Source organism: Streptomyces sp. NPDC029526 (assembly GCF_040637405.1).
Lineage (GTDB): Bacteria > Actinomycetota > Actinomycetes > Streptomycetales > Streptomycetaceae > Streptomyces.
In genome coordinates, this window is record NZ_JBEZWE010000002.1 from 1,165,206 (window position 1) to 1,188,715 (window position 23,510).

The window sequence follows — 23,510 nt, forward strand, 5'->3', positions numbered from 1 at the left end:
ACCTCCTTGCCGTTGATGACCTGCGGCATCAGCGAAGAAAGCAGACGAAATGTCTCACCTGCTCGACTCCGTCGACTCCGCGTCGCTGCGCAGCGACATCCCGGCCTTCCGCCCCGGCGACACCGTCAACGTCCACGTGCGCGTCATCGAGGGCAGCCGCTCCCGTGTGCAGCAGTTCAAGGGCGTGGTGATCCGCCGCCAGGGTGCCGGCGTCCGCGAGACCTTCACGGTCCGCAAGGTCTCCTTCTCCGTCGGCGTCGAGCGCACCTTCCCGGTGCACACCCCGATCGTGGAGAAGATCGAGCTCGTCACCAAGGGTGACGTCCGCCGCGCCAAGCTGTACTACCTGCGCGACCTCCGCGGCAAGGCCGCGAAGATCAAGGAGAAGCGCGAGAGCTGAGCGCTTTTCCGGGGTCGAGCCGGGGCCGGATACCATCTGGCCCCGATGGACACCGAAGCACAGCAGACGGAGCGCGACCGCTCCTCCCGCCCGGACACGACCGAGGACACCTCGGGGACACCGGGCCCGGAGGGCCGGTCGCGTTCCGCGTTGGGGCGGGGCGTCGCCTGGCTTCCCGGCGGATGGGTCACGCTGACCCTGACGCTCTGCCTGGCCTTCCTGCTGGCGCTCAGCACGTTCGTGGTGCGGCCCTTCCAGATCCCCAGCGGCTCGATGGAGCCCGCGTTGAGGATCGGGGACCGCGTTCTCGTAAACAAGTTGGCATACCGTTTCGGATCCGCGCCGCAGCGCGGTGACGTGGTGGTGTTCGACGGAGGCGGGTACTTCGGCGACGGCGACTTCATCAAGCGCGTCGTCGGGGTCGGCGGCGACCGCGTGGTCTGCTGCGACGAGGAGGGGAGGATCCGGGTGAACGGCCGGTCGGTCGACGAGTCGGGCTTCCTGTACCCCGGCGACGACGCCTCCACGGTCCCCTTCGACGTCGTGGTGCCCGAGGGGCGCCTGTTCCTCCTCGGCGACCACCGCAGCGCCTCCAGCGACTCACGCGACCGCCTCGGCTCGCCCGGCGGCGGCATGGTCCCGGCCGACGACCTGATCGGCCGCGCCGACGCGATCGCCTGGCCAATGGACCGGGCCCGCCGGCTGCACCGCCCCGACGCCTACGCGCGCGTCCCGTCCCCGGCATCCGGCGCCCCGCGCACCACGGGGGGTTCCCATGGGTAACCGCGGCAAGCCCCGGGGCGCACCGGCGAGCGCCGTGGAGAACCTGCTGCCCACCGGCTCCCGCCGGGCCGCCAAGGGTGACTCCCGCGGCCGGGCCGAGCGGCGCAGGCTCCAGCGCAAGGTCAAGCGGCGCCGCCGGCGCAGTGCCGTCAAGGAGATCCCCCTGCTCGTCGGGGTCGCCGTCCTGATCGCGCTGGTCCTCAAGACCTTCCTGGTGCAGGCCTTCGTCATCCCGTCCGGCTCGATGGAGCAGACGATCCAGATCGGCGACCGGGTCCTCGTCGACAAGCTCACCCCGTGGTTCGGCTCCAAGCCGCAGCGCGGGGACGTCGTGGTGTTCAAGGACCCCGGCGGCTGGCTCCAGAACGAGCAGCCCGCGCCGAAGAAGGACGACCCGATCGGCATCAAGCAGATCAAGGACGGGCTCACCTTCATCGGACTGCTGCCCTCCGACAACGAACAGGACCTGATCAAACGGGTCGTCGGGGTCGGCGGCGACCGGGTCCAGTGCTGCGACCGCCAGGGCCGCGTCAGCGTCAACGGCGTCCCCCTGGACGAGAACGACTATCTGTACCCCGGCAACCGCCCGTCCACGATCCCCTTCGACATCACCGTCCCCGAGGGACGGCTGTGGGTGATGGGCGACCACCGGTCCAACTCCGCCGACTCCCGCTCGCACCAGGACACCGACTACGGCGGCACCGTCTCCGAGGACGAGGTCGTCGGACGGGCGATGGTGATCGCCTGGCCCCTCGGTCACTGGAGCACCCTGGACGAACCGAGAACCTACGCCTCCGTGTCGGACTCGGCGCCCGCCGCGACAGCGGGCCCCCCGCCGTCGCATAGGGTTGCCCCCGACGATCCGAACACGATGATGCAGCTCCCGATCCCTGCGGAACTCCCGCTCGTTATGGGAGTGGTGGGCCTGCTCCGTCCGAGGGGCGGGCGGCGGCAGAGAGTAAGGAGTTGGCGTGGGGGATGCGGCGCTTGGCGCACGGTCCGGGCACGAGGGCGAGGAGTACCGAGGACGTTCCGTCGGAGCGGCCCGTCCGTCGCCGGGGGACTCCGTGACCTCCCGGAACCACGACCCGGCGGACGGCGGGGACGGACCCGGGGACCAGCCCCCCACGGCACACGGAGGGGCGGACAGCGGCGGGTCCCCGGCGAAGAAGCCGCGCTCGTTCTGGAAGGAACTGCCGATCCTGATCGGCATCGCGCTGGTCCTCGCGCTGCTGATCAAGACGTTCCTGGTGCAGGCCTTCTCGATCCCGTCCGACTCGATGCAGAACACCCTCCAGCAGGGTGACCGGGTCCTCGTCGACAAGCTCACCCCGTGGTTCGGCTCCGAGCCCGAGCGGGGCGAGGTGGTCGTCTTCCACGACCCCGACAACTGGCTGGCGGGTGAGCCCACCCCCGAGCCCAACGCACTGCAGCAGGTGCTCAGCTGGATCGGTCTGATGCCGTCCGCCGAGGAGAAGGACCTGATCAAGCGGGTCGTCGGCGTCGGCGGGGACACGGTCGAGTGCAAGGGCACCGGCCCGCTGAAGGTCAACGGCAAGGCGCTGAACGAGCCCTACGTGTACCCGGGCAACACCCCGTGCAGCCAGGACGACCAGGGCGGCCAGTTCAAGGTGAAGGTGCCCGAGGGCCACATCTGGGTCATGGGCGACCACCGGCAGAACTCCCGCGACTCGCGGTACAACCGGGCCGACAAGAACAACGGCATGGTGCCCGTGAAGGAGGTCGTCGGCCGGGCCGTCGTCATCGCCTGGCCCGTCAACCGCTGGGACAACCTCCCGGTCCCGGACACCTACGACCAGCCCGCACTTGACGCCGCGTCCTCGGCCGGAACCGCCCTGACCCTCGCCCCGCAGGGCCTGGCACTCGTCGGCGCGGTGCCGCTGGTCCTGTGGCGCCGCCGGCGCGCGCACGTCGCCCCGGGCCACTGAGAAAGGGCTGACCCGCCGAGGTACCGCCGGGTAGGGTGCCGCCCATGAGTGGTCAGAGCACGACGCGCACGGCCTCGGGCAGCGGCGGCACCGGCCGGGGCTCCGCGCCGGGCCGGACCGGACGGATCCTGTCCGGGCTCGCCGTGGCCCTGGGCATGGTGCTGTTCCTCGGCGGCTTCGTCTGGGGCGCCGTCGTGTACCGCCCGTACACCGTGCCGACCACCTCCATGGCGCCCACGATCGGCGCCGGTGACCGTGTCCTGGCCCAGCGGATCGACGACGCCGACGTGCGCCGCGGCGACGTCGTCGTCTTCCGCGACGAGAACTGGGCCGACGTGCCGGTCCTCAAGCGCGTGGTGGCCGTCGGCGGCGACACCGTCTCCTGCTGCGAGGACGGCAGGCTGGAGGTCAACGGCAAGGAGATCGACGAGCCGTACCTGTCGCGCGACGACCTCGCCGACCTCCAGACCTTCCCGGAGGTGACCGTGCCCGAGGGCCGGCTGTTCCTCCTCGGCGACGAGCGGTCCGGCTCGGTGGACTCCACCGCCCACCTCACCGACGCCGCCAACGGCACCGTCGCGCGCAGCGCGGTCCAGGCCCGCGTCGACGCCGTGGTGTGGCCGATGGACGGCATGCTCCCGGCCCCCTCCGGCTTCCGCGAGCTGGGTGCCCTGTCCTCCCCGGGCCCGCTGCCGGTGATGCTGGCCATGATCGTCACGGGGGCCGTGCTGGTGCTCGGCGGCGCCGCGTACACCCCGCTCGCCCAGCGCGCGGCGGCCTCCCGGGCCCGGGCCGGCAAGGGTGCGGGCGGGTCTGCCGGGTCCGCGGGGCGCGCCGGGTCCGCAGGACCGGCAGCCGGGTCCTCCGGAACGGGCACGGGGTCCTCCGGTGGCCGCTGAACCCCCTCCGGTGCCCGGCGAGCAGCAGACCGGACGGGACGGGCCGGGGCTGGCGGGGCCGGGGCAGGACGGATCGGGGTTGGACGGGCCGGGGCCGGACGGACCCCGCCGGGTGGCCCGCGTGGTGCTGCTGGACCCGCGGGACCGCATCCTGCTGCTGCACGGTCACGAACCGGACGACCCCTCGGACGACTGGTGGTTCACCCCCGGGGGCGGCGTGGAGGGCTCGGAGACCCGCGAGGAGGCCGCCCGGCGGGAACTCGCCGAGGAGACCGGCATCACGGACGTGGAACTCGGTCCCGTGCTCTGGCGGCGCCGGTGTTCCTTCCCCTTCGCCGGCCGCCGATGGGACCAGGACGAGTGGTACTTCCTGGGGCGGACCGAACAGACCGCGACCGCGGCGACCGCGCTGACCGATCTGGAACGCCGCAGTGTGGTGGGTGCACGGTGGTGGACGTGCCCGGAACTGGCACGGGCGCATGAGACGGTGTATCCGACCGGACTCGCCGGGCTGCTGCGGAGGCTGCTCGACGAAGGTCCTCCCGCCGGGCCCGAGACCCTGGACACCCACATCGTCTGAGGGTTTCCGGGACTGGCGCACAATGGGGGGATCGCACGCTGAAGGGGAACATGCCATGAGCGCCGAGGACCTCGAGAAGTACGAGACCGAGATGGAGCTCAAGCTCTACCGGGAGTACCGCGACGTCGTCGGTCTGTTCAAATACGTGATCGAGACCGAGCGCCGCTTCTACCTGACCAACGACTACGAGATGCAGGTGCACTCGGTCCAGGGAGAGGTGTTCTTCGAGGTGTCGATGGCGGACGCCTGGGTGTGGGACATGTACCGGCCCGCCCGGTTCGTCAAGCAGGTGCGCGTCCTGACGTTCAAGGACGTGAACATCGAGGAGCTCAACAAGAGCGACCTGGAGCTGCCGAGCGGGTGACGGAGTTTTCCACAACCGGCCGGTAGTCCACCAAGATCCACTCGGGGCGGCAGGCTGCGTGACGGTGGGTGCCGAAAGGCGGTGCCTACATGAAACCGAACGCAGACCCCGGTCAGGGCAGGTCCCCCGGGCATGGCGCACATTCCGCATCCGGTCCACGAGCCGGGGAGGAGCCGCCGGAGGGCGCGGGCTCCGCGCGTCCCGGAGGACGGCTCCCCGCCCGGCCGGCGACCCGTACGGCCGAGGGCGCCCGTGTACGGGCCCGCGGCGCGACGCGCGCCCACGGCGCTCACGGCGCCCGCAGCGCCCGCGGCGCACTCGGCCGGTACGGCGAGGCACTGGCCGCACGGCGACTGACCGAGGCCGGCATGACCGTCCTGGAACGCAACTGGCGGTGCGGCCGGGTCGGCGAGATCGACATCGTGGCCCGGGACGGGGACGTCCTGGTCGTCTGCGAGGTGAAGACGCGCAGGTCAGGGGAGTTCCAGCACCCCATGGCGGCGGTCACGGCGGCGAAGGCGAGCCGCCTGCGCGACCTGGCCGAGCGCTGGCTGTGCCAGCACGGGGGAGCGCCCCCGGGAGGTGTCCGCATCGACCTGGTCGGTGTCCTGCTGCCCACCCGTGGGGCTCCCCGGGTCGAGCACGCGCGGGGGGTGGCCTGAGATGGGGTTCGCCCGTACGTGCGCGGTGGCGCTGGTCGGCGTCGAGGGCGTCGTCGTGGAGGTCCAGGCCGACCTGGAACCGGGAGTCGCCGCGTTCACCCTGGTGGGCCTGCCGGACAAGAGCCTGACGGAGAGCCGGGACCGGGTCCGCGCGGCCGTGGTCAACTCCGGCGCCGAATGGCCGCAGAAGAAGCTCACCGTGGGCCTCAGCCCCGCCTCCGTGCCCAAGGGCGGCAGCGGCTTCGACCTCGCCGTGGCGAGCGCCGTGCTGGGCGCGGCGGAACGGGTCGACCCGCGGGTGCTGGCCGACATCGTGATGATCGGCGAGCTGGGGCTGGACGGCCGGGTCCGGCCCGTCCGCGGCACGCTGCCGGCCGTGCTGGCCGCCGCCGACGCCGGATACGAACAGGTCGTCGTACCGGAGTGCGCCGCCGCCGAGGCGTCGCTGGTGCCGGGGGTGTCCGTACTGGGCATCCGCAGCCTGCGTCAGTTGATCGCCGTGCTCACCGACGAACCCGTGCCGGACGAGGAACCCGTGGAGCCCGGCCGTCCCGATCCGCTCCTGGCGGGCCTGCGGGTCCCGGGCGCCGGCGCGGCCACCGGCATGCACGGGTCCGCGGCCACCTGGGACCAGGGGCAGGGGCACGACCTCGCCGACATCGTCGGCCAGACCTCGGCACGGACCGCCGTCGAGGTGGCCGCGGCCGGCGGTCACCACCTGTTCCTGGAAGGCCCCCCGGGCGCCGGCAAGACCATGCTGGCGGAGCGCCTGCCGAGCCTGCTGCCCCCCTTGGACCGCCAGGAGTCGCTCGAGGTCACCGCGGTGCACTCGGTGGCCGGCCTGCTTCCTCCGGGCAAGCCCCTCGTCGCCACCGCCCCCTACTGCGCCCCGCACCACTCGGCCACGCTCCAGGCGCTCGTCGGCGGCGGCCCCGGCGTCGCCCGGCCCGGGGCGGTCTCGCTCGCCCACCGAGGTGTGCTGTTCCTGGACGAGACGCCCGAGTTCAGCAGCCACGCCCTGGACGCCCTGCGCCAGCCGCTGGAGTCGGGGCACGTGGTGATCGCCCGCAGTTCGGGGGTCGTGCGCTTCCCGGCCCGGTTCCTGATGGTGCTCGCGGCCAACCCCTGCCCGTGCGGGAGGTTCTCGCTGCGGGACGGCTCCTGCGACTGCCCGCCCTCCGCCGTCCGCCGCTACCAGGCGCGGCTCTCCGGGCCCCTGCTGGACCGCGTCGACCTCCGCGTGGAGGCCGACCGCGTCACCCGCGCCGAACTCACCGCCGCCGGTGCCCGGGGCGAGTCCACGGCCACCGTCGCGGCCCGGGTGCGCTGTGCCCGGGAACGCGCGGCGGCCCGCTTCGAGGGCACCCCGTGGCGCACCAACAGCGACATCCCCGGCCGGGAACTGCGCAGCCGCTGGGGGGCGGCCCCCGGCGCCATGGACGACGCCGAACGGAGCCTGGAACGGGGCGTGCTCACCGCCCGGGGCCTCGACCGGGTGCTGCGGGTCGCCTGGACCGTCGCCGACCTGGTCGGCCACGACCGCCCCCAGGCCGCGGACGTCGCCCTCGCCCTGCAACTGCGCACCGGCGTTCCCCGGGGCGCGGTGATGGCCATCGGAGCCCTGACGTGAGCGCCGGGGCGGCCCCGGGCGCCCCGGCCGGGAGCGGGCCGGACGGAGGCGGCGCCGACGACGAGGACCACGTCGAGGACCACCCCGAGGACCTCCTCGCCCGGGTCTTCCTCACCCGGGTGCTCGAACCCGGTGACGAGGCCGTCGGGCGGTGGGTGCGGGAGCGCGGGGCGCCGGCGGTGGTACGACGGCTGCGATCGGCCGGGCAGCCCCTGCCCGGAGTGAGCGGCAAGCGGTGGGCCGGGCTCCGCAGCCGGGCCGAGCGGGGCGATCCGCACAGGGATCTCGCCGTCGCCCGGGAAGCCGGTGTGCGGTTCGTGTGCCCGGGGACCGCCGAGTGGCCCCGGCAGCTCGACGACCTGGGCGACGCCCGCCCCCTGGGCCTCTGGGTGCGCGGCCCGGCCGACCTGCGGATGTGGGCCCTGCGCTCGGTCGCCGTCGTGGGCGCGCGTGCCTGCACCCCGTACGGCGCCCACATGGCGGCCACGCTGTCCGCCGGACTCGCCGAGCGCGGGTGGGTCGTGGTGTCCGGCGGCGCCTACGGCATCGACGGCGCCGCCCACCGCGGGGCCCTCGGCTCCGGCGGCGCGACCGTCGCCGTCCTCGCCTGCGGCGTCGACCGGCCCTACCCCCGCGGGCACACCGGGCTGATCACCAGGATCGCCGAACAGGGCCTGGTGATCGGCGAACTGCCGCCCGGCGACCATCCCACACAGAGCCGGTTCATCGTCCGGAACCGGGTGATCGCCGGCCTCACCCGCGGCACCGTGGTCGTCGAGGCCGCTCACCGCAGCGGGTCCCTGGTGACGGTGAGGGCAGCCCGGCGCCTGGGGCGTCACACGATGGGGGTACCGGGACCCGCCACCAGCGGCCTCTCCGCCGGTGTGCACGAACTGCTGCGACAGGACGCCGTCCTCGTCACCGACGCAGCCGAGGTCGTGGAACTGGTCGGCGGGATGGGCGAACTGGCACCCGAGCGCCGGGGGCCCGTCCTGCCCAGGGACCTGCTGGAACCCGCCGCCCGCCGGGTCCTGGCCGCCCTGCCGGGACGTGGTGCGGCCTCCCCCGACGAGGTCGCCCGCGGCGCGCAGACCACGCCCGACGACGCGGTCGCGAGACTGTACGAACTGCGAGCACTCGGATACGTCGAACGACACGGCGACGGCTGGAAGTTGACACGCCAGGCGGTGATCCCGGCCGAGCGGTGATCGAGGCGCGTCCTGACCGAGCGTGTTCGGCCGTCCGGGGGAACACCGACATCCCTTGGAAAATACGTCAGTTGGGACACTCGGGTGATCACCGAGAGCGACGGTCGGGCGTCGGGTGGGCCGGGTGCGGAACGCCTCCGTGTCCGGTCCACCCACCCCTCTTCGCACAACGCGACGCCTCAGTCACGCTACGCTCACAAGGGTCCGAACGGGCACGCATCCCATCCCACCGGCACCCCGACACCAGGCAGCACCACTCCTCGGCAGAACGGCACAAGGCGACGAATGCCCCAGCACACCTCCGGGTCAGACCGGGCGGCGATCCCCCCAGCCGCCCGCGACCATGGCAACGTGCGGCCGCCCGCTCCCTCGACGCTCGACGAGCTGTGGCGGTCGTACAAGGAGACGGGGGACGAGCGGCTGCGGGAGCAGCTGATCCTGCACTACTCACCGCTGGTCAAGTACGTCGCGGGCCGGGTCGGCGTGGGACTCCCGTCCAACGTCGACCAGGCGGACTTCGTCTCCTCCGGTGTCTTCGGACTGATCGACGCGATCGAGAAGTTCGACGTCGAGCGACAGATCAAGTTCGAGACCTATGCGATCACTCGCATCCGCGGCGCGATGATCGACGAACTGCGTGCGCTGGACTGGATCCCGCGCTCGGTGCGGCAGAAGGCGCGCAACGTGGAGCGGGCCTACGCGACCCTGGAGGCACGACTGCGGCGCACCCCGTCGGAGAGCGAGGTCGCCCGTGAGATGGGCATCGCGGTGGACGACCTGCACGCGGTTTTCAGCCAGTTGTCACTCGCCAACGTCGTCGCCCTGGAGGAACTGCTGCACGTCGGGGGCGAGGGCGGCGACCGCCTGAGCCTGATGGACACCCTGGAGGACACCTCCGCCGACAACCCGGTGGAGGTGGCCGAGGACCGGGAGCTCCGGCGCTTCCTGGCCCGGGCGATCAACACCCTGCCCGACCGTGAGAAGACCGTCGTCACGCTCTACTACTACGAGGGCCTCACCCTGGCCGAGATCGGCAACGTGCTGGGCGTGACGGAGAGCAGGGTCAGCCAGATCCACACCAAGTCGGTGCTCCAGCTGCGGGCCAAGCTGGCCGGATTCGCCCGCTGAGCCGACGGCGCCTCCCGGTGACGGAAGGGCTGTGCAGTGCGCCCGCCCCGCCCCGTCCCGCCTCCCCTTGGCCCCGTCGCGTCTTGCAGGGCAGCACCGCGGTGGCCCGCTTCCCCGTAGGACCCGCCCTCCTCGGACCTCTTTCCGCAGGGTTCGCTTCCCCGCACCTCTTGAGGCAGGGCCCGCTCCGCCGGACCCTCTCTGCAGGGGCTCGATTGCCCGGGGGTGCTTCCTCCGGGGACGGCTCTTCCCGGAGGACCCTGCTCTCCCCACAGCACAGGGGCTACTCCTTCGGCAGGGCGCGCTCCTTCCGGGGACGACTCCTCGGGCGCGGGCCGGCCTGCCGCCCTCCGTCCGTGGTCGCTCGTGGCCGTCGCTTTTCGGCCGGATCCGTGGGACGCCGGAGCCCCCCGCTCGCGAGCCCTCGACCTGCGGTTCCGGTCGGGTGACTCCCGTCCCGGACGGTCCATCCGTACAGTGGACGGCGTGCCAAGGATTCGAGCGGCCTCCGTGGCCGAGCACCGGTCGATGCAGCGAGCCGCCCTGCTGGACGCGGCACGCTCCCTGCTGTCCGAGGGCGGTACGGAGGCGCTGACCTTCCCCGCACTCGCCGAACGCACGGGTCTTGCCCGTTCGTCCGTCTACGAGTACTTCCGGTCGCGGGCCGCCGTCGTCGAGGAACTCTGCGAGGTCGACTTCCCGGTCTGGGCGGCCGAGGTCGAGGCGGCGATGGCCGCGGCCGAGGGCACCGACGCCAAGGTGGAGGCGTACGTCCGCAAGCAGCTGGAACTGGTCGGTGACCGACGGCACCGGGCGGTGGTGGCGATCTCGGCGAGCGAGCTGGACGCCGGCGCCCGGGAGAAGATCCGGGCCGCGCACGGCGGTCTGATCACCATGATCGTCGAGGCTCTCGAAGAACTGGGCCACGACCAGCCGCGGCTGGCGGCCATGCTGCTCCAGGGCGTGGTCGACGCGGCCGTGCGGCGCCTCGAACTCGGTGCGGCGGAGGATCCGCGGACCATCACCGACGCGGCGGTCTCCATGGCCCTGCGGGGCGTCCGGGCCTGACCCTCCCAGGCAGCGGCGGTTGCAACGTCCGCCGGGATGTCGCTCCCCGCCCCTCCCTCCCCACCCCCTCCCTCCCCGTCCCCCACCGCTGCCCTTCACTCCGGCACCGGGAGGTCCAGCACCGGCAGGAGTCTCGAGGGGCCGCGGTGCAGCAGCCACGGCGGGAGCAGGGCGAGCGGGTCCAGGTAGGTGTCGCCGCTGAGCAGCCCCCAGTGCAGGCACGGGTCGGCGGCGCAGTGGGAGCCCGTGGGTTCCACCGTGCCGAGGACCGTGCCCGCGCCGACCCGGTCCCCCTTCGTCACGGACACCCGGACCGGCTCGTAGGTCGTGCGCAGGGGTGGGTCTCCCGTGCCCGCCAGCTCCACGGCCACCACCCCCTTGCCGGCCACCCGGCCCGCGAACGAGACGCGCCCCGCCGCGACCGCCCTCACCGGTGTCCCGGGAGGCGCCGCCAGGTCGACGCCGCGGTGCCCCCGCCCGTACACCGTCGGCGGTGGCTCCCAGCCCCGCAGCACCCGAGGCCGCACACCCACCGGCCACGTCCGTCCCACCGCGGGAACCCCCGCGGGCGGCGACGCGACGGCACCACCCGGCGGAGCCGGGGCCGCCCGCGACCGTGCCGGGTGCGCCCGGGGCGGGTAAGGGCCGGCCCACGGCAGGGCGGAACCCGCCAGGGACGCAACCGCCCCGGCGGGTGTCCGGGGGGCCGTAGCGGTGGTGACCCGGGACGCCGCCGCAGTGGCCGTGACCCGGGACGCCGCCGCAGTGGTCGTGCCCCGGGGCGCCGCAGGGATCGGCGGCGTGCCGAACTGCGTCGTCGTCACGTCCGTCACGCCCGTCGCCGCCGACAGCTGGGCGGGGGAGGGCGCCAGCAGCAGCGTCGCGGTCAGGAACAGCAGGAGTGCCGACCGCGCGCACACCCGTGTCCACCGCGCGGTCAGGGGGCGTCCGGTGTCTCCGGAGTCCCCGGCATCAGTCGTGGATCGCATGTCCGCAGCCTCCCGGAGATCCGCGATCACGGCAGCGGCCTGTGGACCGCCGGGCGGTTGTGGACAACGGCGTCACCCGGCACGCCGTGGGTCCCGTACACTTCTATGGCGACCCGGGCAGCCGGGTCGACTTCGCACGCCCCGACATCGGGCGCCCGGTCACGGCCGGACCCCGGTGTCAGCGCCCCTCGGTCCTTCGTGGCACGGCGCGTCGTGGGCGTCAGGCGCGGGAGCCGTCCGGCACCCGCGGCACAACCGAGAAAATCAAGGAGATACGGCCATGGCCGTCGTCACGATGCGGGAGCTGCTGGAAAGCGGCGTCCACTTCGGTCACCAGACCCGTCGCTGGAACCCGAAGATGAAGCGCTTCATCTTCACCGAGCGCAACGGCATCTACATCATCGACCTGCTCCAGTCGCTGTCGTACATCGACCGCGCCTACGAGTTCGTCAAGGAGACCGTGGCCCACGGCGGCACGGTCATGTTCGTCGGCACGAAGAAGCAGGCGCAGGAGGCCATCGCCGAGCAGGCCACCCGCGTCGGCATGCCCTACGTCAACCAGCGCTGGCTGGGCGGCATGCTCACCAACTTCTCGACCGTCTACAAGCGCCTGCAGCGCCTGAAGGAGCTCGAGCAGATCGACTTCGAGGACGTGGCCGCCTCCGGCCTCACCAAGAAGGAGCTGCTGGTCCTCTCCCGCGAGAAGGCCAAGCTGGAGAAGACCCTCGGCGGTATCCGCGAGATGCAGAAGGTGCCCAGCGCCGTCTGGATCGTGGACACCAAGAAGGAGCACATCGCGGTCGGCGAGGCCCGGAAGCTCAACATTCCGGTCGTCGCCATCCTCGACACCAACTGCGACCCCGACGAGGTCGACTACAAGATCCCGGGCAACGACGACGCGATCCGCTCCGTCACCCTGCTCACCCGCGTGATCGCCGACGCCGTGGCCGAGGGCCTCATCGCCCGCTCCGGTGTCGCCACCGAGGGCAAGGGCGAGAAGGCCGCCGGCGAGCCGCTGGCCGAGTGGGAGCGCGACCTGCTCGAGGGCGAGAAGAAGGCGGAGGCCGCCGCCCCGGCCGCCGCCGAGGGTGAGAAGCCGGCCGAGGCCCCCGCCGCCGAGGCCGACAAGCCGGCCGAGGCCGAGAAGCCCGCCGAGGCCGCCCCGGCCGCCGAGGCCGAGCAGGCCTGACCGCGCCCGTCCGTGGTGTCAACGGCGGGAGCGGTGACATGACGTCCCCTCCCGCCGTTCACCCGTAGGTCGGCGATGTGCCGGGCCCCCGCAGTCCCGCTGCGGACCCGGCCCGCGGACCTTCGAACCTCCAGACTTCGAGAAAGACACACAGACTCATGGCGAACTACACCGCCGCCGACGTCAAGAAGCTCCGGGAGCTCACCGGCGCCGGCATGATGGACTGCAAGAAGGCGCTGGACGAGGCCAACGGCGACGTCGACAAGGCCGTCGAGGCGCTCCGCATCAAGGGCCAGAAGGGCGTCGCCAAGCGCGAGGGCCGCTCCGCCGAGAACGGCGCCGTGGTCTCGATCATCGCCGACGACAACTCCTCCGGCGTCCTGGTCGAGCTGAAGTGCGAGACGGACTTCGTCGCCAAGGGCGAGAAGTTCCAGGCCGTGGCCACCGCCATCGCCGAGCACGTCGCCAAGACCTCCCCGGCCGACCTCGAGGCCCTGCTCGCCTCCGAGATCGAGGCCGGCAAGACCGTCCAGGCGTACGTGGACGAGGCCAACGCCAACCTCGGCGAGAAGATCGTCCTGGACCGCTTCGCGCAGTTCTCCGACGGCTACGTGTCGGCGTACATGCACCGCACGATGCCCGACCTGCCCCCGCAGATCGGTGTCCTCGTCGAGCTGGACAAGCCGAACGCCGAGGTCGCCAAGGGCATCGCCCAGCACATCGCCGCCTTCGCGCCGAAGTACCTCTCCAAGGAGGACGTGCCGGCCGACGTCGTCGAGTCCGAGCGCCGCGTCGCCGAGGAGACCACCCGCGCCGAGGGCAAGCCCGAGGCCGCCCTGCCGAAGATCGTCGAGGGTCGCCTCAACGGCTTCTTCAAGGACGCCACGCTGCTCGGCCAGCCCTACGCGCTCGACAACAAGAAGTCCGTCCAGAAGGTCCTGGACGAGGCCGGTGTCACCCTGAAGCGCTTCACGCGCATCAAGGTCGGCATCTGAGTCCGTACCGCGACGGGCGGCCGGCCCCGATAGGGTCGGCAGCAGTCGTCCGGACACGCCGTCACGCACGCGCGCGTGCCGGGCGACAGCAGATCTGACGAGGAGGCCATTGCCGCATGGGATGCGAACCACGCCCCACCGGCAATGGCCTTCTTCGTATGTGCAACGAAAGAGGCGGGATCCCCGATGACCACCAAGGCTGAGAAGAGCGACGACGGCAAAGTACACGGCCGGTTCCTGCTGAAGCTGTCCGGAGAGGCCTTCTCCGGCGGCGGCGGCCTGGGCGTCGACCCCGACGTCGTGCACGCCATCGCGCGTGAGATCGCGGCCGTCGTCCGCGACGGCGCGCAGATCGCGATCGTCATCGGGGGCGGCAACTTCTTCCGCGGAGCCGAACTCCAGCTGCGCGGCATGGACCGGGCCCGCTCCGACTACATGGGCATGCTCGGCACCGTCATGAACTGCCTGGCCCTCCAGGACTTCCTGGAGAAGGAGGGCGTCGACTGCCGGGTGCAGACCGCCATCACCATGGGCCAGGTCGCCGAGCCGTACATCCCGCTGCGCGCCGTGCGCCACCTGGAGAAGGGCCGCGTCGTCATCTTCGGCGCCGGTATGGGCATGCCGTACTTCTCCACCGACACCACCGCCGCCCAGCGTGCCCTGGAGATCGACGCCGAGGCGCTGCTCATGGGCAAGAACGGTGTGGACGGGGTCTACGACTCCGACCCGAAGACCAACCCCGACGCGGTGAAGTTCGACCACCTCGGCTACGGCGAGGTCATCACGCGCGACCTGAAGGTCGCCGACGCCACGGCCGTGACGCTGTGCCGGGACAACAAGCTCCCGATCGTCGTCTTCGAACTCCTGAAGGAGGGCAATATCGCCCGCGCCGTCAAGGGTGAGAAGATCGGCACGCTGGTCGGTGACCCGGTCAGCCAGGGCTGATCAGCCCGGCCGGGGGTGGACAACGCCCCGCCGGTCGGGAACCGTGCAGAAGGAAGACACGACGCAGCCGGCCGCCGCCACGACAGGCACCGCAGCCGGGCCTACTCAAGACACGCAGGAGCAAGTGGTGATCGAAGAGACCCTCCTCGAGGCCGAGGAGAAGATGGAGAAGGCCGTCGTGGTCGCCAAGGAGGACTTCGCCGCGATCCGCACCGGCCGTGCGCACCCGGCGATGTTCAACAAGATCGTGGCCGACTACTACGGCGCGCTGACCCCGATCAACCAGCTGGCCTCGTTCTCGGTGCCCGAGCCGCGCATGGCCGTGGTGACGCCGTTCGACAAGACCGCGCTGCGCAACATCGAGCAGGCGATCCGCGACTCCGACCTGGGCGTCAACCCGAGCAACGACGGCAGCATCATCCGGGTGGTGTTCCCGGAGCTCACCGAGGAGCGCCGCCGTGAGTTCATCAAGGTCGCCAAGGCCAAGGGCGAGGACGCCAAGGTCTCCATCCGCGCCGTGCGCCGCAAGGCCAAGGACGCCATCGACAAGATGATCAAGGACGGCGAGGTCGGCGAGGACGAGGGCCGCCGTGCCGAGAAGGAGCTCGACGACACCACCGCGAAGTACGTCGCCCAGGTGGACGAGCTCCTGAAGCACAAGGAAGCGGAACTCCTCGAAGTCTGATGAACGACTCTTCCTGGGGGGCGTCGCCGCAGGCCGGGTACTGGGGGCCCTCCGACCAGGGGCCCGTCCAGGGGGCCGTCCCGGCGGGTCCCGCGTACGATGCGCATCCCGCGCAGCAGACTCGCCCCATGCCCATCGTGCCCGACCTGCCCGAACCCGGTGGAGACCAGGACCCGGACCAGGGGGCCGCTCGGCTGAGCGGTCCTTTGTTCCGGGACGAGACACCACAGGCGCGGCCCCACCCGGGGGAGGTGCCGCAGAATCCGGAGCCCATGCCCGACGCCCCGCAGCCGGCACCCGTCCCGCAGAAGAAGAGCGCGGGTCGTGACCTCGGTGCCGCGATAGGGGTCGGTGTCGGACTCGGCGCGGTGATCGTCGCGTCCCTGTTCGTCGTCAAGGCGGTCTTCGTCGGCGTGATCGCCGTCGCGGTCGTGGTGGGCGTCTGGGAGCTGACCAAGCGGCTCCAGGAGCGCAAGGACATCCGGGCGCCCTTCGTCCCCCTCGCGATCGGCGGCGCCGCGATGGTCGTCGCCGGGTACGCGCGGGGCGCCGAGGGAGCCTGGGCCGCCATGGCGCTCACCGCGCTCGCGGTCCTGGTCTGGCGGATGACCGAACCGCCCGAGGGCTACCTCAAGGACGTCACGGCCGGCGTGTTCACCGCCTTCTACGTGCCGTTCCTGGCGACCTTCGTGGCGCTCATGCTGACCGCGGACGACGGCTCCTGGCGGGTGCTGACGTTCCTGGTGCTCACCGTCGTCAGCGACACCGGCGCCTACGCCGTCGGCTGGCGCTTCGGCACCCACAAGCTGGCCCCGCGCATCAGCCCCGGCAAGACCCGCGAGGGCCTGCTGGGCGCCATCGGCTTCGCCATGGTGGCGGGCGCGCTGTGCATGCAGTTCCTGATCGACGACGGCTCCTGGTGGCAGGGCCTGCTCCTCGGCCTCGCGGTCGCGGTCAGCGCCACGCTCGGCGACCTGGGCGAGTCCATGATCAAGCGCGACCTCGGCATCAAGGACATGGGCACCCTCCTCCCGGGCCACGGCGGCATCATGGACCGCCTGGACTCCCTCCTCCCGACCGCCCCGGTGGTCTGGCTGCTCCTAGTCCTCTTCGTCGGCTCGGCCTGACGGCCCGCCTGCGCGTCACGGCCCCCGCCCCCGCCACTCCGGGGCGGGGGCCGCGTCGTTGCCGGGCGGTTCGAGCGGGCGCCCGGGCGCCGGCCCTGTCGCCGGGCGGGAACTCCGTCCCGCGCCGCTCCCGGGCGACCGGCGACGACCACCCCCGACAGGTGTGGCAGCCGACACCCGCGGGCCACCCCTCTGGATCTGCGACACTGGTACAGCCATGCCTAAGCCCGGAGAACTCACCTTCACAGCGCCGCGCGGAGCCAAGAAGCCGCCGCGGCACCTTGCCGACCTCACGCCCGCCGAGCGCAAGGAGGCGGTCGTCGCGGCCGGTGAGAAGGCGTTCCGGGCCAAGCAGCTGTCGCAGCACTACTTCGCGCGGTACGCGCACGACCCCGAGCAGTGGACGGACATCCCGGCCGGGTCGCGGGGGCGGTTGCGGGAGGCGCTGCTGCCGGAGCTGATGACCGTGGTGCGGCACCTGTCGACCGACGCGGGGGCCACCCGTAAGACGCTGTGGAAGCTGTTCGACGGCACGCTCGTCGAGTCGGTGCTGATGCGGTACCCGGACCGGGTGACCATGTGCATCAGCTCGCAGGCGGGCTGCGGCATGAACTGCCCGTTCTGCGCGACGGGACAGGCCGGGCTGGACCGGAACCTGTCCACGGCGGAGATCGTGCATCAGATCGTGGACGGCATGCGGGCGCTGCGGGACGGCGAGGTGCCGGGCGGGCCGGCGCGGCTGTCGAACATCGTGTTCATGGGCATGGGTGAGCCGCTGGCGAACTACAACCGGGTGGTCGGCGCGATCCGTCGGCTGACCGATCCCGAGCCGGACGGTGTGGGGCTGTCGCAGCGCGGGATCACCGTGTCGACCGTCGGGCTGGTCCCGGCGATCCACCGGTTCACCGACGAGGGCTTCAAGTGCCGGCTCGCGATCTCCCTGCACGCTCCCGACGACGAGCTGCGCGACACCCTGGTGCCCGTCAACACGCGGTGGAAGGTGCGCGAGGTGCTGGACGCCGGGTTCGAGTACGCGGCCCGGTCCGGGCGGCGGCTGTCCATCGAGTACGCGCTGATCCGGGACATCAACGACCAGGCGTGGCGGGGCGACCGGCTCGGCCGGATGCTCAAGGGGCGGCCTGTGCACGTCAACCTGATCCCGCTGAACCCGACGCCCGGTTCGAAGTGGACCGCCTCGCGGCCGGAGGACGAGAAGGCGTTCGTCGAGGCCATCGCCGCGCACGGGGTGCCGGTGACCATCCGGGACACCCGTGGTCAGGAGATCGACGGGGCCTGTGGCCAGCTCGCCGCGAGCGAGAGGTAGCCTGGCCCGCAGGACAGTAGGACACGTGCGGGGACCGTCAGGGCACCCGCATGGATCGCCGTGGCCGGGCACCCGGCCCGTCACGGCAGTCACATCTTCATATTCCGACAGGGGAGCGCCACAGCGCTGAGAGTGCGGCACCGGCCGCAGACCCTCCGAACCTCGCCCAGGTCATTCTGGGTAGGGAGATCGGTCACCACTCGAGCTGTTGCGCCCTGCCCGGGACCCTCACCGGTCCCGGGCAGGGCCGCGTCTCTTCCTGGTCGCCTCCAGGAGGAATGTCAGTGAGCATCACCCACAAGGTCACACAGCGGGCCACCGTCCTGGCCCTCGGGCTCGGGCTGGTCACGCTGTCCGCCTGCTCGTCCGGCGGCAACGGCGGCGACGGCGACGGCGGGACGTCCGGGTCCGGCGGGTCGAAGACCGTGACCCTCGTCAGCCACAACTCGTGGGCCGCGTCCAAGGACGTGATCGCCGCCTTCGAGAAGGAGTCCGGGTACAAGGTCAAGGTCCTCAAGGACGGCGACGCCGGCTCCGCCGTCAACAAGGCCATCCTCACCAAGGACAACCCGCAGGGCGACGTCTTCTTCGGCGTCGACAACACCCTGCTCTCCCGGGCCCTCGACAACGACGTGTTCCAGCCGTACGAGGCCAAGGACGCCGACCTCGTCCTGCCGGAGTTCCGCGTCGACGAGGGCCGGCACCGGGTCACGCCGATCGACACCGGTGACGTCTGCGTCAACTACGACAAGGCATGGTTCGAGAAGGAGGGCATCGACCCGCCGCGGACCCTCGACGACCTCGTCGAGCCGGAGTACAAGGACCTCCTCGTCGTGGAGAACGCCTCCACCTCCTCGCCCGGCCTGGGCTTCCTGCTGGGCACCGCCGCGAAGTACGGCGACGACGGGTGGGAGGGGTACTGGAAGAAGCTCAAGGCCAACGGCGTCAAGGTGGTCGACGGCTGGGAGCAGGCCTACAACGAGGAGTTCTCGGGCTCCGCAGGCGGCAAGGAGGCCAAGGCGGACCGTCCGCTCGTGGTGTCCTACGCCTCCTCGCCGCCCGCCGAGGTCATCTACGCGGACCCGAAGCCGGACACCGCCCCCACCGGCGTCGCCGAGGGCACCTGCTTCCGCCAGGTCGAGTACGCGGGGCTGCTGAGCAACGCCGAGAACCCCGAGGGCGGCAAGGCACTGCTCGACTTCCTGATCAGCAAGCAGTTCCAGGAGGACATGCCGCTCAACATGTTCGTCCACCCGGTGCGCGAGGACGCCGAGGTGCCCGAGGAGTTCGCGCAGTTCGGTCCGCGGGCGGAGAACCCGCAGACCATGGACCCGGCGAAGATCGCCGAGAACCGTGACCAGTGGGTCAAGTCGTGGACCTCGCTCGTCCTGAAGTGAAGCGACCCGCGGCGAGGCGGCGCGGAAGTGCGGCGCGGCTCGGCCTGATGGCCCTGCCCGTCGCCTTCTTCGCCGTCTTCTTCGCCTACCCCGTCGCCGCGATCGTCGCGCGCGGACTGAACATCGACGGGGTGTGGCAGTTCGGCCGGATCGGCGAGGTCCTGGCGCGGTCCGACGTGCGCCAGGTGCTGTGGTTCACCACCTGGCAGGCCCTCGCCTCCACCGCCCTCACCCTGCTGATCGCCCTGCCGGGCGCCTACGTCTTCGCCCGCTTCGACTTCCCCGGCAAGCAGGTGCTGCGGGCGGTGGTCACCGTCCCGTTCGTGCTCCCCACGGTCGTCGTCGGCTCCGCCTTCCTGGCGGTCGTCGGACGCGGCGGGCTGACGGACGACCTGTGGGGGGTGCGCCTGGACACCACCGTCTGGGCGATCCTGCTCGCCCACGTCTTCTTCAACTACGCCGTCGTCGTACGGACGGTGGGAGGTCTGTGGGCCCAGCTGGACCCGCGGCAGGAGGAAGCCGCGCGGATGCTCGGCGCCTCCCGGTTCGCGGCCTGGCGGACCGTCACCCTGCCCGCGCTCGCGCCGGCCGTGTCCGCCGCCGCGCTGATGGTCTTCCTGTTCACCTTCACCTCCTTCGGCGTGGTCCAGATCCTCGGCGGACCCGCCTTCTCGACCCTCGAGGTGGAGATCTATCGCCAGACCGCCGAGATCTTCGACCTCTCCACGGCCGCCGTGCTGACGATGATCCAGTTCGCCGCCGTCGGCGCGATCCTCGCCCTGCACGCCTGGACCGTGCGGCGGAGGGAGGCCGCGCTGCGCCTGGTCGACGCGGCGACGACCGCGCGCAGGCCGCGCGGCGCCGGACAGTGGGCGCTGCTCGGCTCGGTCGTCGCCACGGCGGCCGTACTGCTGGTGCTGCCGCTCGCGGTGCTCGTCGAACGCTCCCTGGGCGCGGCCGGTCTCGGCTACTACCGGGCGCTGACCCGCGACGACGGGGGAGTGTTCCTGGTCGCCCCCGTCGAGGCGGTGGGCAACTCGCTGCGCTACGCCCTCGCCGCCACGGTGATCGCCGTGGTGATCGGGGGTCTCGCCGCCGTGGCGCTGACCCGGCGGGACGCCGGCCGCTGGGTGCGCGGGTTCGACGCGCTGCTGATGCTGCCGCTCGGGGTGTCGGCGGTGACCGTCGGCTTCGGGTTCCTGATCGCGCTGGACGAACCGCCGTTGGACCTCAGGGCGTCCTGGATCCTGGTGCCGCTCGCGCAGGCGCTGGTCGGTGTCCCCTTCGTCGTCCGGACCATGCTGCCGGTGCTGCGGGCCGTGGACTCCCGGCTGCGGGAGGCGGCGGCGGTGCTCGGGGCGTCGCCGTGGCGGGCCTGGCGGGAAGTGGACCTGCCGATGGTGCGGCGGGCGCTGCTGATCGCGGCCGGGTTCGCGTTCGCCGTGTCGCTGGGCGAGTTCGGCGCCACGGTGTTCATCGCGAGGCCGGACAACCCGACCCTGCCGGTCGCGGTGGCCCGGCTGCTCGGGCGGCCCGGGGACCTCAACTACGGCCAGGCGATGGCCCTGTCGACGATTCTGATGATCGTGTGCGCGGTGGCGCTGCTCCTGCTGGAGCGCCTGCGGACCGACCGGACCGGGGAGTTCTAGATGCTGCTGAGCCTCGCAGGCGCGACCGTCCGCTTCGGCGGCCGGGCGGTGCTGGACAGGGTCGACCTGGGGGTCGCCGAGCAGGAGATCGTGTGCGTGCTCGGTCCCAGCGGCAGCGGCAAGTCCACGTTGCTGCGCGCGGTGGCCGGGCTGCAGCCGCTCGACGCGGGCCGCGTCCTGCTGGACGGCCGCGACCAGGCGGGTGTGCCCGCGCACCGGCGAGGGGTCGGGCTGATGTTCCAGGACCACCAGCTGTTCCCGCAGCGGGACGTGGGCGGCAACGTGGCCTTCGGCCTGCGGATGCACGGCGCCCCGCGTGCGGAACAGCGCGAGCGGGTACGGGAGTTGCTGGACATGGTCGGCCTGCCCGGGGCCGCCCGCCGGGCCGTGGCCGCACTGTCCGGCGGCGAGCAGCAGCGGGTCGCGCTGGCGCGGGCCCTGGCACCGCGGCCCCGGCTGCTGATGCTCGACGAGCCGCTCGGCCAGCTCGACCGGTCGTTGCGGGAACGGCTGGTGGTCGAACTGCGCGAGCTGTTCGGCCGGTTGGGCACCACCGTGCTCGCCGTGACACACGACCAGGGCGAGGCGTTCGCGCTGGCCGACCGGGTGGTGGTGATGCGCGACGGACGGATCGCCCAGTCGGGGACGCCGCTGGAGGTGTGGCAGCGGCCGGCCGACGCCTTCGTGGCGCGCTTCCTGGGCTTCGAGAACGTGACGGAGGCGACGGTCGACTCCGGGGTGGCACTGACCCCGTGGGGCAAGGTGCCGGTCCCGGAGGACGCTCCGCGGGGCACCCGGACGCTGCTCGTCCGGCCCGCCGGGGTCCGGCTGGTCCCGGCCGACGCGGGACTGCGGTGCCGGGTCGCCGCCCGCACCTTCCGGGGCACGCATGTCGCGGTCCGGCTGCAGCCCGAGAACGCCCCCGTGCTGGAGGCCGCCTGCCCGCTGCGCGCGGCGCCGGAGACCGGTGCGAAGGTCGGGGTGGAGTTCGACCCGGCGGAGGTTGTTGTCCTGGACCGACAGTGAGGACGTCGTGACCTCGCCGCCGGGTCCGACTCCCGGGCTGACCGACGCCGGCCGGCTGTCCTGCAGCCGATTCGTCGGCCCGTCCCTGAAAGGGCGTCGCAACGGGCGGTGGCCCGCCCCGTCAGGGACGGGCCACCGCACGGCACGCGGAGCCGAGGGCCGTCAGCTGTCGTCGGTCTTCGCTCCACGACGGCGCATGCCGAAGAAGATCGCGACTCCGCCGACGGCGACCAGGGCGGCGGCGATACCGGCGATGAGGCCGGTGTTGGAGTCGGCGCCGGTCGCGGCGAGGTGGGATTCGCCGACGGCGGGGGACAGGGCGTTGCCTCCGGGGTCCTCCGCCGGGATGCCCTCGCTCGGCTCTGTCGTCGGCGCGCCGCTCTCCCCGGCCGGGGTCGAGGCGGAGGCGGAGTCCGAGGGCGTCGGCTCGGGTGAGGGAGACGTGGTGTCCTGCTGCTTCGCGCACGCCGTGGCCGGGGTGGTGAGGTTCGGCTCGATGTCCGCGTCCACGTAGCCGTCGGCGGTGACGTGGACGCGGTACTCGGCGTTCGGCTCCCAGTCCTCTTCGAAGGTGATGGTGACGCCCTTGCTGGAGCCCTTGACCACCTGTTCGCCGACCTTCTTCACGTCGGCGCCGTTGTTCTCGAGGAACACGCTGACGGTGGCGGGGACGCCGGTCGGGTCGGCGTCGGTGACGGCGATGACGCCCTTGCCGCCGACGCACTTGGCCTCGGCCGAGAAGTCGTCGATGTCGCAGGCGGCGGCGTTGCCGGCGAGGCCGAGCACGAGGGCCGCCGCGGCGGAGACCACACCGAGGGAGCGAGCCGTACGGGCTGCGGTACGGCGGGATACGGACGAAACAGTCACGTTTGTCCTTTACGAACGAGCGCAAAAGCGGGGGGTGGAGGGAGTGGTGACGAAACCTCAGCACTCCCGGGAGGCTCCCAGGTCTATAAGCGTCCCATAAGGATGTCAACGCATATGCCAGCCGCGGGACTTGCCTTTGCCTGAATATTAACCACCGATACGTTTCGGCGCCTCCGGGCCCGCGCAGGGCGGGCCGACGGGGGCGCCGGGTGCCGGTCGGACCGGTGCGGCCAGGGGCTCAGCCCTCCACCGCCGAGGGGTCCATCCACACGATCTCCCAGGTGTGGCCGTCCAGGTCGTCGAAGGCACGGCCGTACATGAACCCCTGGTCCTGGGTCTCACCGGCCACCGACCCGCCCGCGGCCACGGCCCGGTCCACCAGTTCGTCCACCTTCTCGCGCGTCTCGGAGCTCAGCGCCAGCAGCACCTCGCTGGTGCGCGTCGGGTCGGCGATCTCCTTCTTGGTGAACTCCGCGTAGCGCTGCCGGGTGTGCAGCATCGCGACGATGGTGTCGCTGATGACGACCGACGCGGTGTTCTCGTCGCTGAACTGGTCGTTGAGGGTGTAGCCCAGCTCCGTGTAGAACTTCTTCGAGGCGTCGAGGTCGTTCACGGCCAGGTTCACGAAGATCATCTGCTGGTACAT

General features: G+C 72.1%; 22 protein-coding genes, 2 pseudogenes and 1 riboswitch. Of the genes and pseudogenes, 21 read left to right on the forward strand and 3 right to left on the reverse strand.

What is annotated here, in order from left to right:
• Positions 1–49: 49 nt before the first annotated feature.
• The 12 genes and pseudogenes from rplS to AB0F01_RS10720 all read left to right on the forward strand — a co-directional run bounded on the left by rplS (position 50) and on the right by AB0F01_RS10720 (position 10,671).
• The gene (gene rplS / locus AB0F01_RS10665; RefSeq protein ID WP_362092308.1) at positions 50–400 is read left to right on the forward strand and encodes a 50S ribosomal protein L19; all 351 of its coding nucleotides are present in this window, start codon (positions 50–52) and stop codon (positions 398–400) included.
• A gap of 45 nt (positions 401–445) precedes the next feature.
• On the forward strand, positions 446–1,183 hold the full coding sequence (gene lepB, locus AB0F01_RS10670; RefSeq protein ID WP_362092311.1) for a signal peptidase I: 738 nt from the start codon (positions 446–448) through the stop codon (positions 1,181–1,183).
• A pseudogene (lepB, locus tag AB0F01_RS10675) lies at positions 1,176–2,213 on the forward strand (signal peptidase I); the annotation flags it as partial. The gene lepB (AB0F01_RS10670) and the pseudogene lepB (AB0F01_RS10675), both read left to right, overlap by 8 nt.
• The gene (lepB, locus tag AB0F01_RS10680; RefSeq protein WP_362092313.1) at positions 2,155–3,132 is read left to right on the forward strand and encodes a signal peptidase I; all 978 of its coding nucleotides are present in this window, start codon (positions 2,155–2,157) and stop codon (positions 3,130–3,132) included. The pseudogene lepB (AB0F01_RS10675) and the gene lepB (AB0F01_RS10680), both read left to right, overlap by 59 nt.
• Before the next feature lie 44 nt (positions 3,133–3,176).
• A complete protein-coding gene (lepB, locus tag AB0F01_RS10685) occupies positions 3,177–4,031 on the forward strand; it encodes a signal peptidase I (protein WP_362092315.1) in 855 nt (284 codons plus the stop codon).
• A 49-nt stretch (positions 4,032–4,080) separates the two neighbouring features.
• Positions 4,081–4,611 (forward strand): NUDIX hydrolase, encoded by a 531-nt coding sequence (locus AB0F01_RS10690; protein ID WP_362092597.1) that lies wholly within the window; start codon positions 4,081–4,083, stop codon positions 4,609–4,611.
• Positions 4,612–4,666: 55 nt separating this feature from the next.
• A complete protein-coding gene (locus AB0F01_RS10695) occupies positions 4,667–4,975 on the forward strand; it encodes a DUF2469 domain-containing protein (RefSeq protein WP_003993268.1) in 309 nt (102 codons plus the stop codon).
• Positions 4,976–5,277: 302 nt separating this feature from the next.
• Positions 5,278–5,637: pseudogene (locus tag AB0F01_RS10700) on the forward strand (YraN family protein); the annotation flags it as partial.
• A gap of 1 nt (position 5,638) precedes the next feature.
• Positions 5,639–7,267: a YifB family Mg chelatase-like AAA ATPase gene (locus AB0F01_RS10705; protein ID WP_362092317.1), complete on the forward strand. Its 1,629-nt coding sequence runs from the start codon at positions 5,639–5,641 to the stop codon at positions 7,265–7,267.
• Between the two features lie 119 nt (positions 7,268–7,386).
• Entirely contained in the window at positions 7,387–8,475 is a 1,089-nt protein-coding gene (dprA, locus tag AB0F01_RS10710) for a DNA-processing protein DprA (RefSeq protein WP_362092600.1), read from the forward strand.
• A gap of 285 nt (positions 8,476–8,760) precedes the next feature.
• Positions 8,761–9,603: an RNA polymerase sigma factor WhiG gene (whiG, locus tag AB0F01_RS10715; RefSeq protein ID WP_362092320.1), complete on the forward strand. Its 843-nt coding sequence runs from the start codon at positions 8,761–8,763 to the stop codon at positions 9,601–9,603.
• A 510-nt stretch (positions 9,604–10,113) separates the two neighbouring features.
• Positions 10,114–10,671, forward strand: coding sequence for a helix-turn-helix domain-containing protein (locus AB0F01_RS10720; RefSeq protein ID WP_362092602.1), 558 nt, complete (start codon positions 10,114–10,116; stop codon positions 10,669–10,671).
• Between the two features lie 95 nt (positions 10,672–10,766).
• Here the strand turns inward: AB0F01_RS10720 and AB0F01_RS10725 are convergent, their stop codons facing one another.
• Positions 10,767–11,222 carry a M23 family metallopeptidase gene (locus AB0F01_RS10725; protein ID WP_362092323.1) on the reverse strand — a complete coding sequence of 152 codons (456 nt, stop codon included), beginning with the start codon at positions 11,220–11,222 and terminating at the stop codon, positions 10,767–10,769.
• Between the two features lie 718 nt (positions 11,223–11,940).
• Between AB0F01_RS10725 and rpsB the strand changes: the two genes are divergently transcribed.
• The 9 genes from rpsB to AB0F01_RS10770 all read left to right on the forward strand — a co-directional run bounded on the left by rpsB (position 11,941) and on the right by AB0F01_RS10770 (position 21,997).
• Positions 11,941–12,849 carry a 30S ribosomal protein S2 gene (gene rpsB / locus AB0F01_RS10730; protein WP_362092325.1) on the forward strand — a complete coding sequence of 303 codons (909 nt, stop codon included), beginning with the start codon at positions 11,941–11,943 and terminating at the stop codon, positions 12,847–12,849.
• Between the two features lie 158 nt (positions 12,850–13,007).
• The gene (gene tsf / locus AB0F01_RS10735; RefSeq protein WP_362092328.1) at positions 13,008–13,844 is read left to right on the forward strand and encodes a translation elongation factor Ts; all 837 of its coding nucleotides are present in this window, start codon (positions 13,008–13,010) and stop codon (positions 13,842–13,844) included.
• A gap of 186 nt (positions 13,845–14,030) precedes the next feature.
• Entirely contained in the window at positions 14,031–14,789 is a 759-nt protein-coding gene (gene pyrH / locus AB0F01_RS10740; protein ID WP_362092331.1) for a UMP kinase, read from the forward strand.
• Positions 14,790–14,916: 127 nt separating this feature from the next.
• Positions 14,917–15,474 (forward strand): ribosome recycling factor, encoded by a 558-nt coding sequence (gene frr, locus AB0F01_RS10745; RefSeq protein WP_362092334.1) that lies wholly within the window; start codon positions 14,917–14,919, stop codon positions 15,472–15,474.
• The gene (locus tag AB0F01_RS10750; protein WP_362092337.1) at positions 15,474–16,601 is read left to right on the forward strand and encodes a phosphatidate cytidylyltransferase; all 1,128 of its coding nucleotides are present in this window, start codon (positions 15,474–15,476) and stop codon (positions 16,599–16,601) included. Before frr ends, AB0F01_RS10750 begins: the two co-directional genes overlap by 1 nt.
• Positions 16,602–16,818: 217 nt before the next feature.
• The gene (gene rlmN, locus AB0F01_RS10755; RefSeq protein WP_362092340.1) at positions 16,819–17,925 is read left to right on the forward strand and encodes a 23S rRNA (adenine(2503)-C(2))-methyltransferase RlmN; all 1,107 of its coding nucleotides are present in this window, start codon (positions 16,819–16,821) and stop codon (positions 17,923–17,925) included.
• 99 nt (positions 17,926–18,024) lie between these two features.
• Positions 18,025–18,130: riboswitch (TPP riboswitch) on the forward strand.
• Between the two features lie 73 nt (positions 18,131–18,203).
• Positions 18,204–19,322 (forward strand): thiamine ABC transporter substrate-binding protein, encoded by a 1,119-nt coding sequence (locus AB0F01_RS10760; RefSeq protein WP_362092343.1) that lies wholly within the window; start codon positions 18,204–18,206, stop codon positions 19,320–19,322.
• A 47-nt stretch (positions 19,323–19,369) separates the two neighbouring features.
• On the forward strand, positions 19,370–20,971 hold the full coding sequence (locus tag AB0F01_RS10765; RefSeq protein ID WP_362092345.1) for an iron ABC transporter permease: 1,602 nt from the start codon (positions 19,370–19,372) through the stop codon (positions 20,969–20,971).
• On the forward strand, positions 20,972–21,997 hold the full coding sequence (locus AB0F01_RS10770; RefSeq protein WP_362092348.1) for an ABC transporter ATP-binding protein: 1,026 nt from the start codon (positions 20,972–20,974) through the stop codon (positions 21,995–21,997).
• A 162-nt stretch (positions 21,998–22,159) separates the two neighbouring features.
• On the opposite strand, the gene AB0F01_RS10775 is transcribed toward AB0F01_RS10770, so the two are convergent.
• Both AB0F01_RS10775 and AB0F01_RS10780 read right to left on the reverse strand, forming a co-directional pair.
• Positions 22,160–22,864, reverse strand: a complete 705-nt coding sequence (locus tag AB0F01_RS10775; protein WP_362092351.1) for an LAETG motif-containing sortase-dependent surface protein — start codon at positions 22,862–22,864, stop codon at positions 22,160–22,162.
• Positions 22,865–23,102: 238 nt separating this feature from the next.
• Positions 23,103–23,510, reverse strand: coding sequence for a VOC family protein (locus tag AB0F01_RS10780; protein WP_362092353.1), 408 nt, complete (start codon positions 23,508–23,510; stop codon positions 23,103–23,105).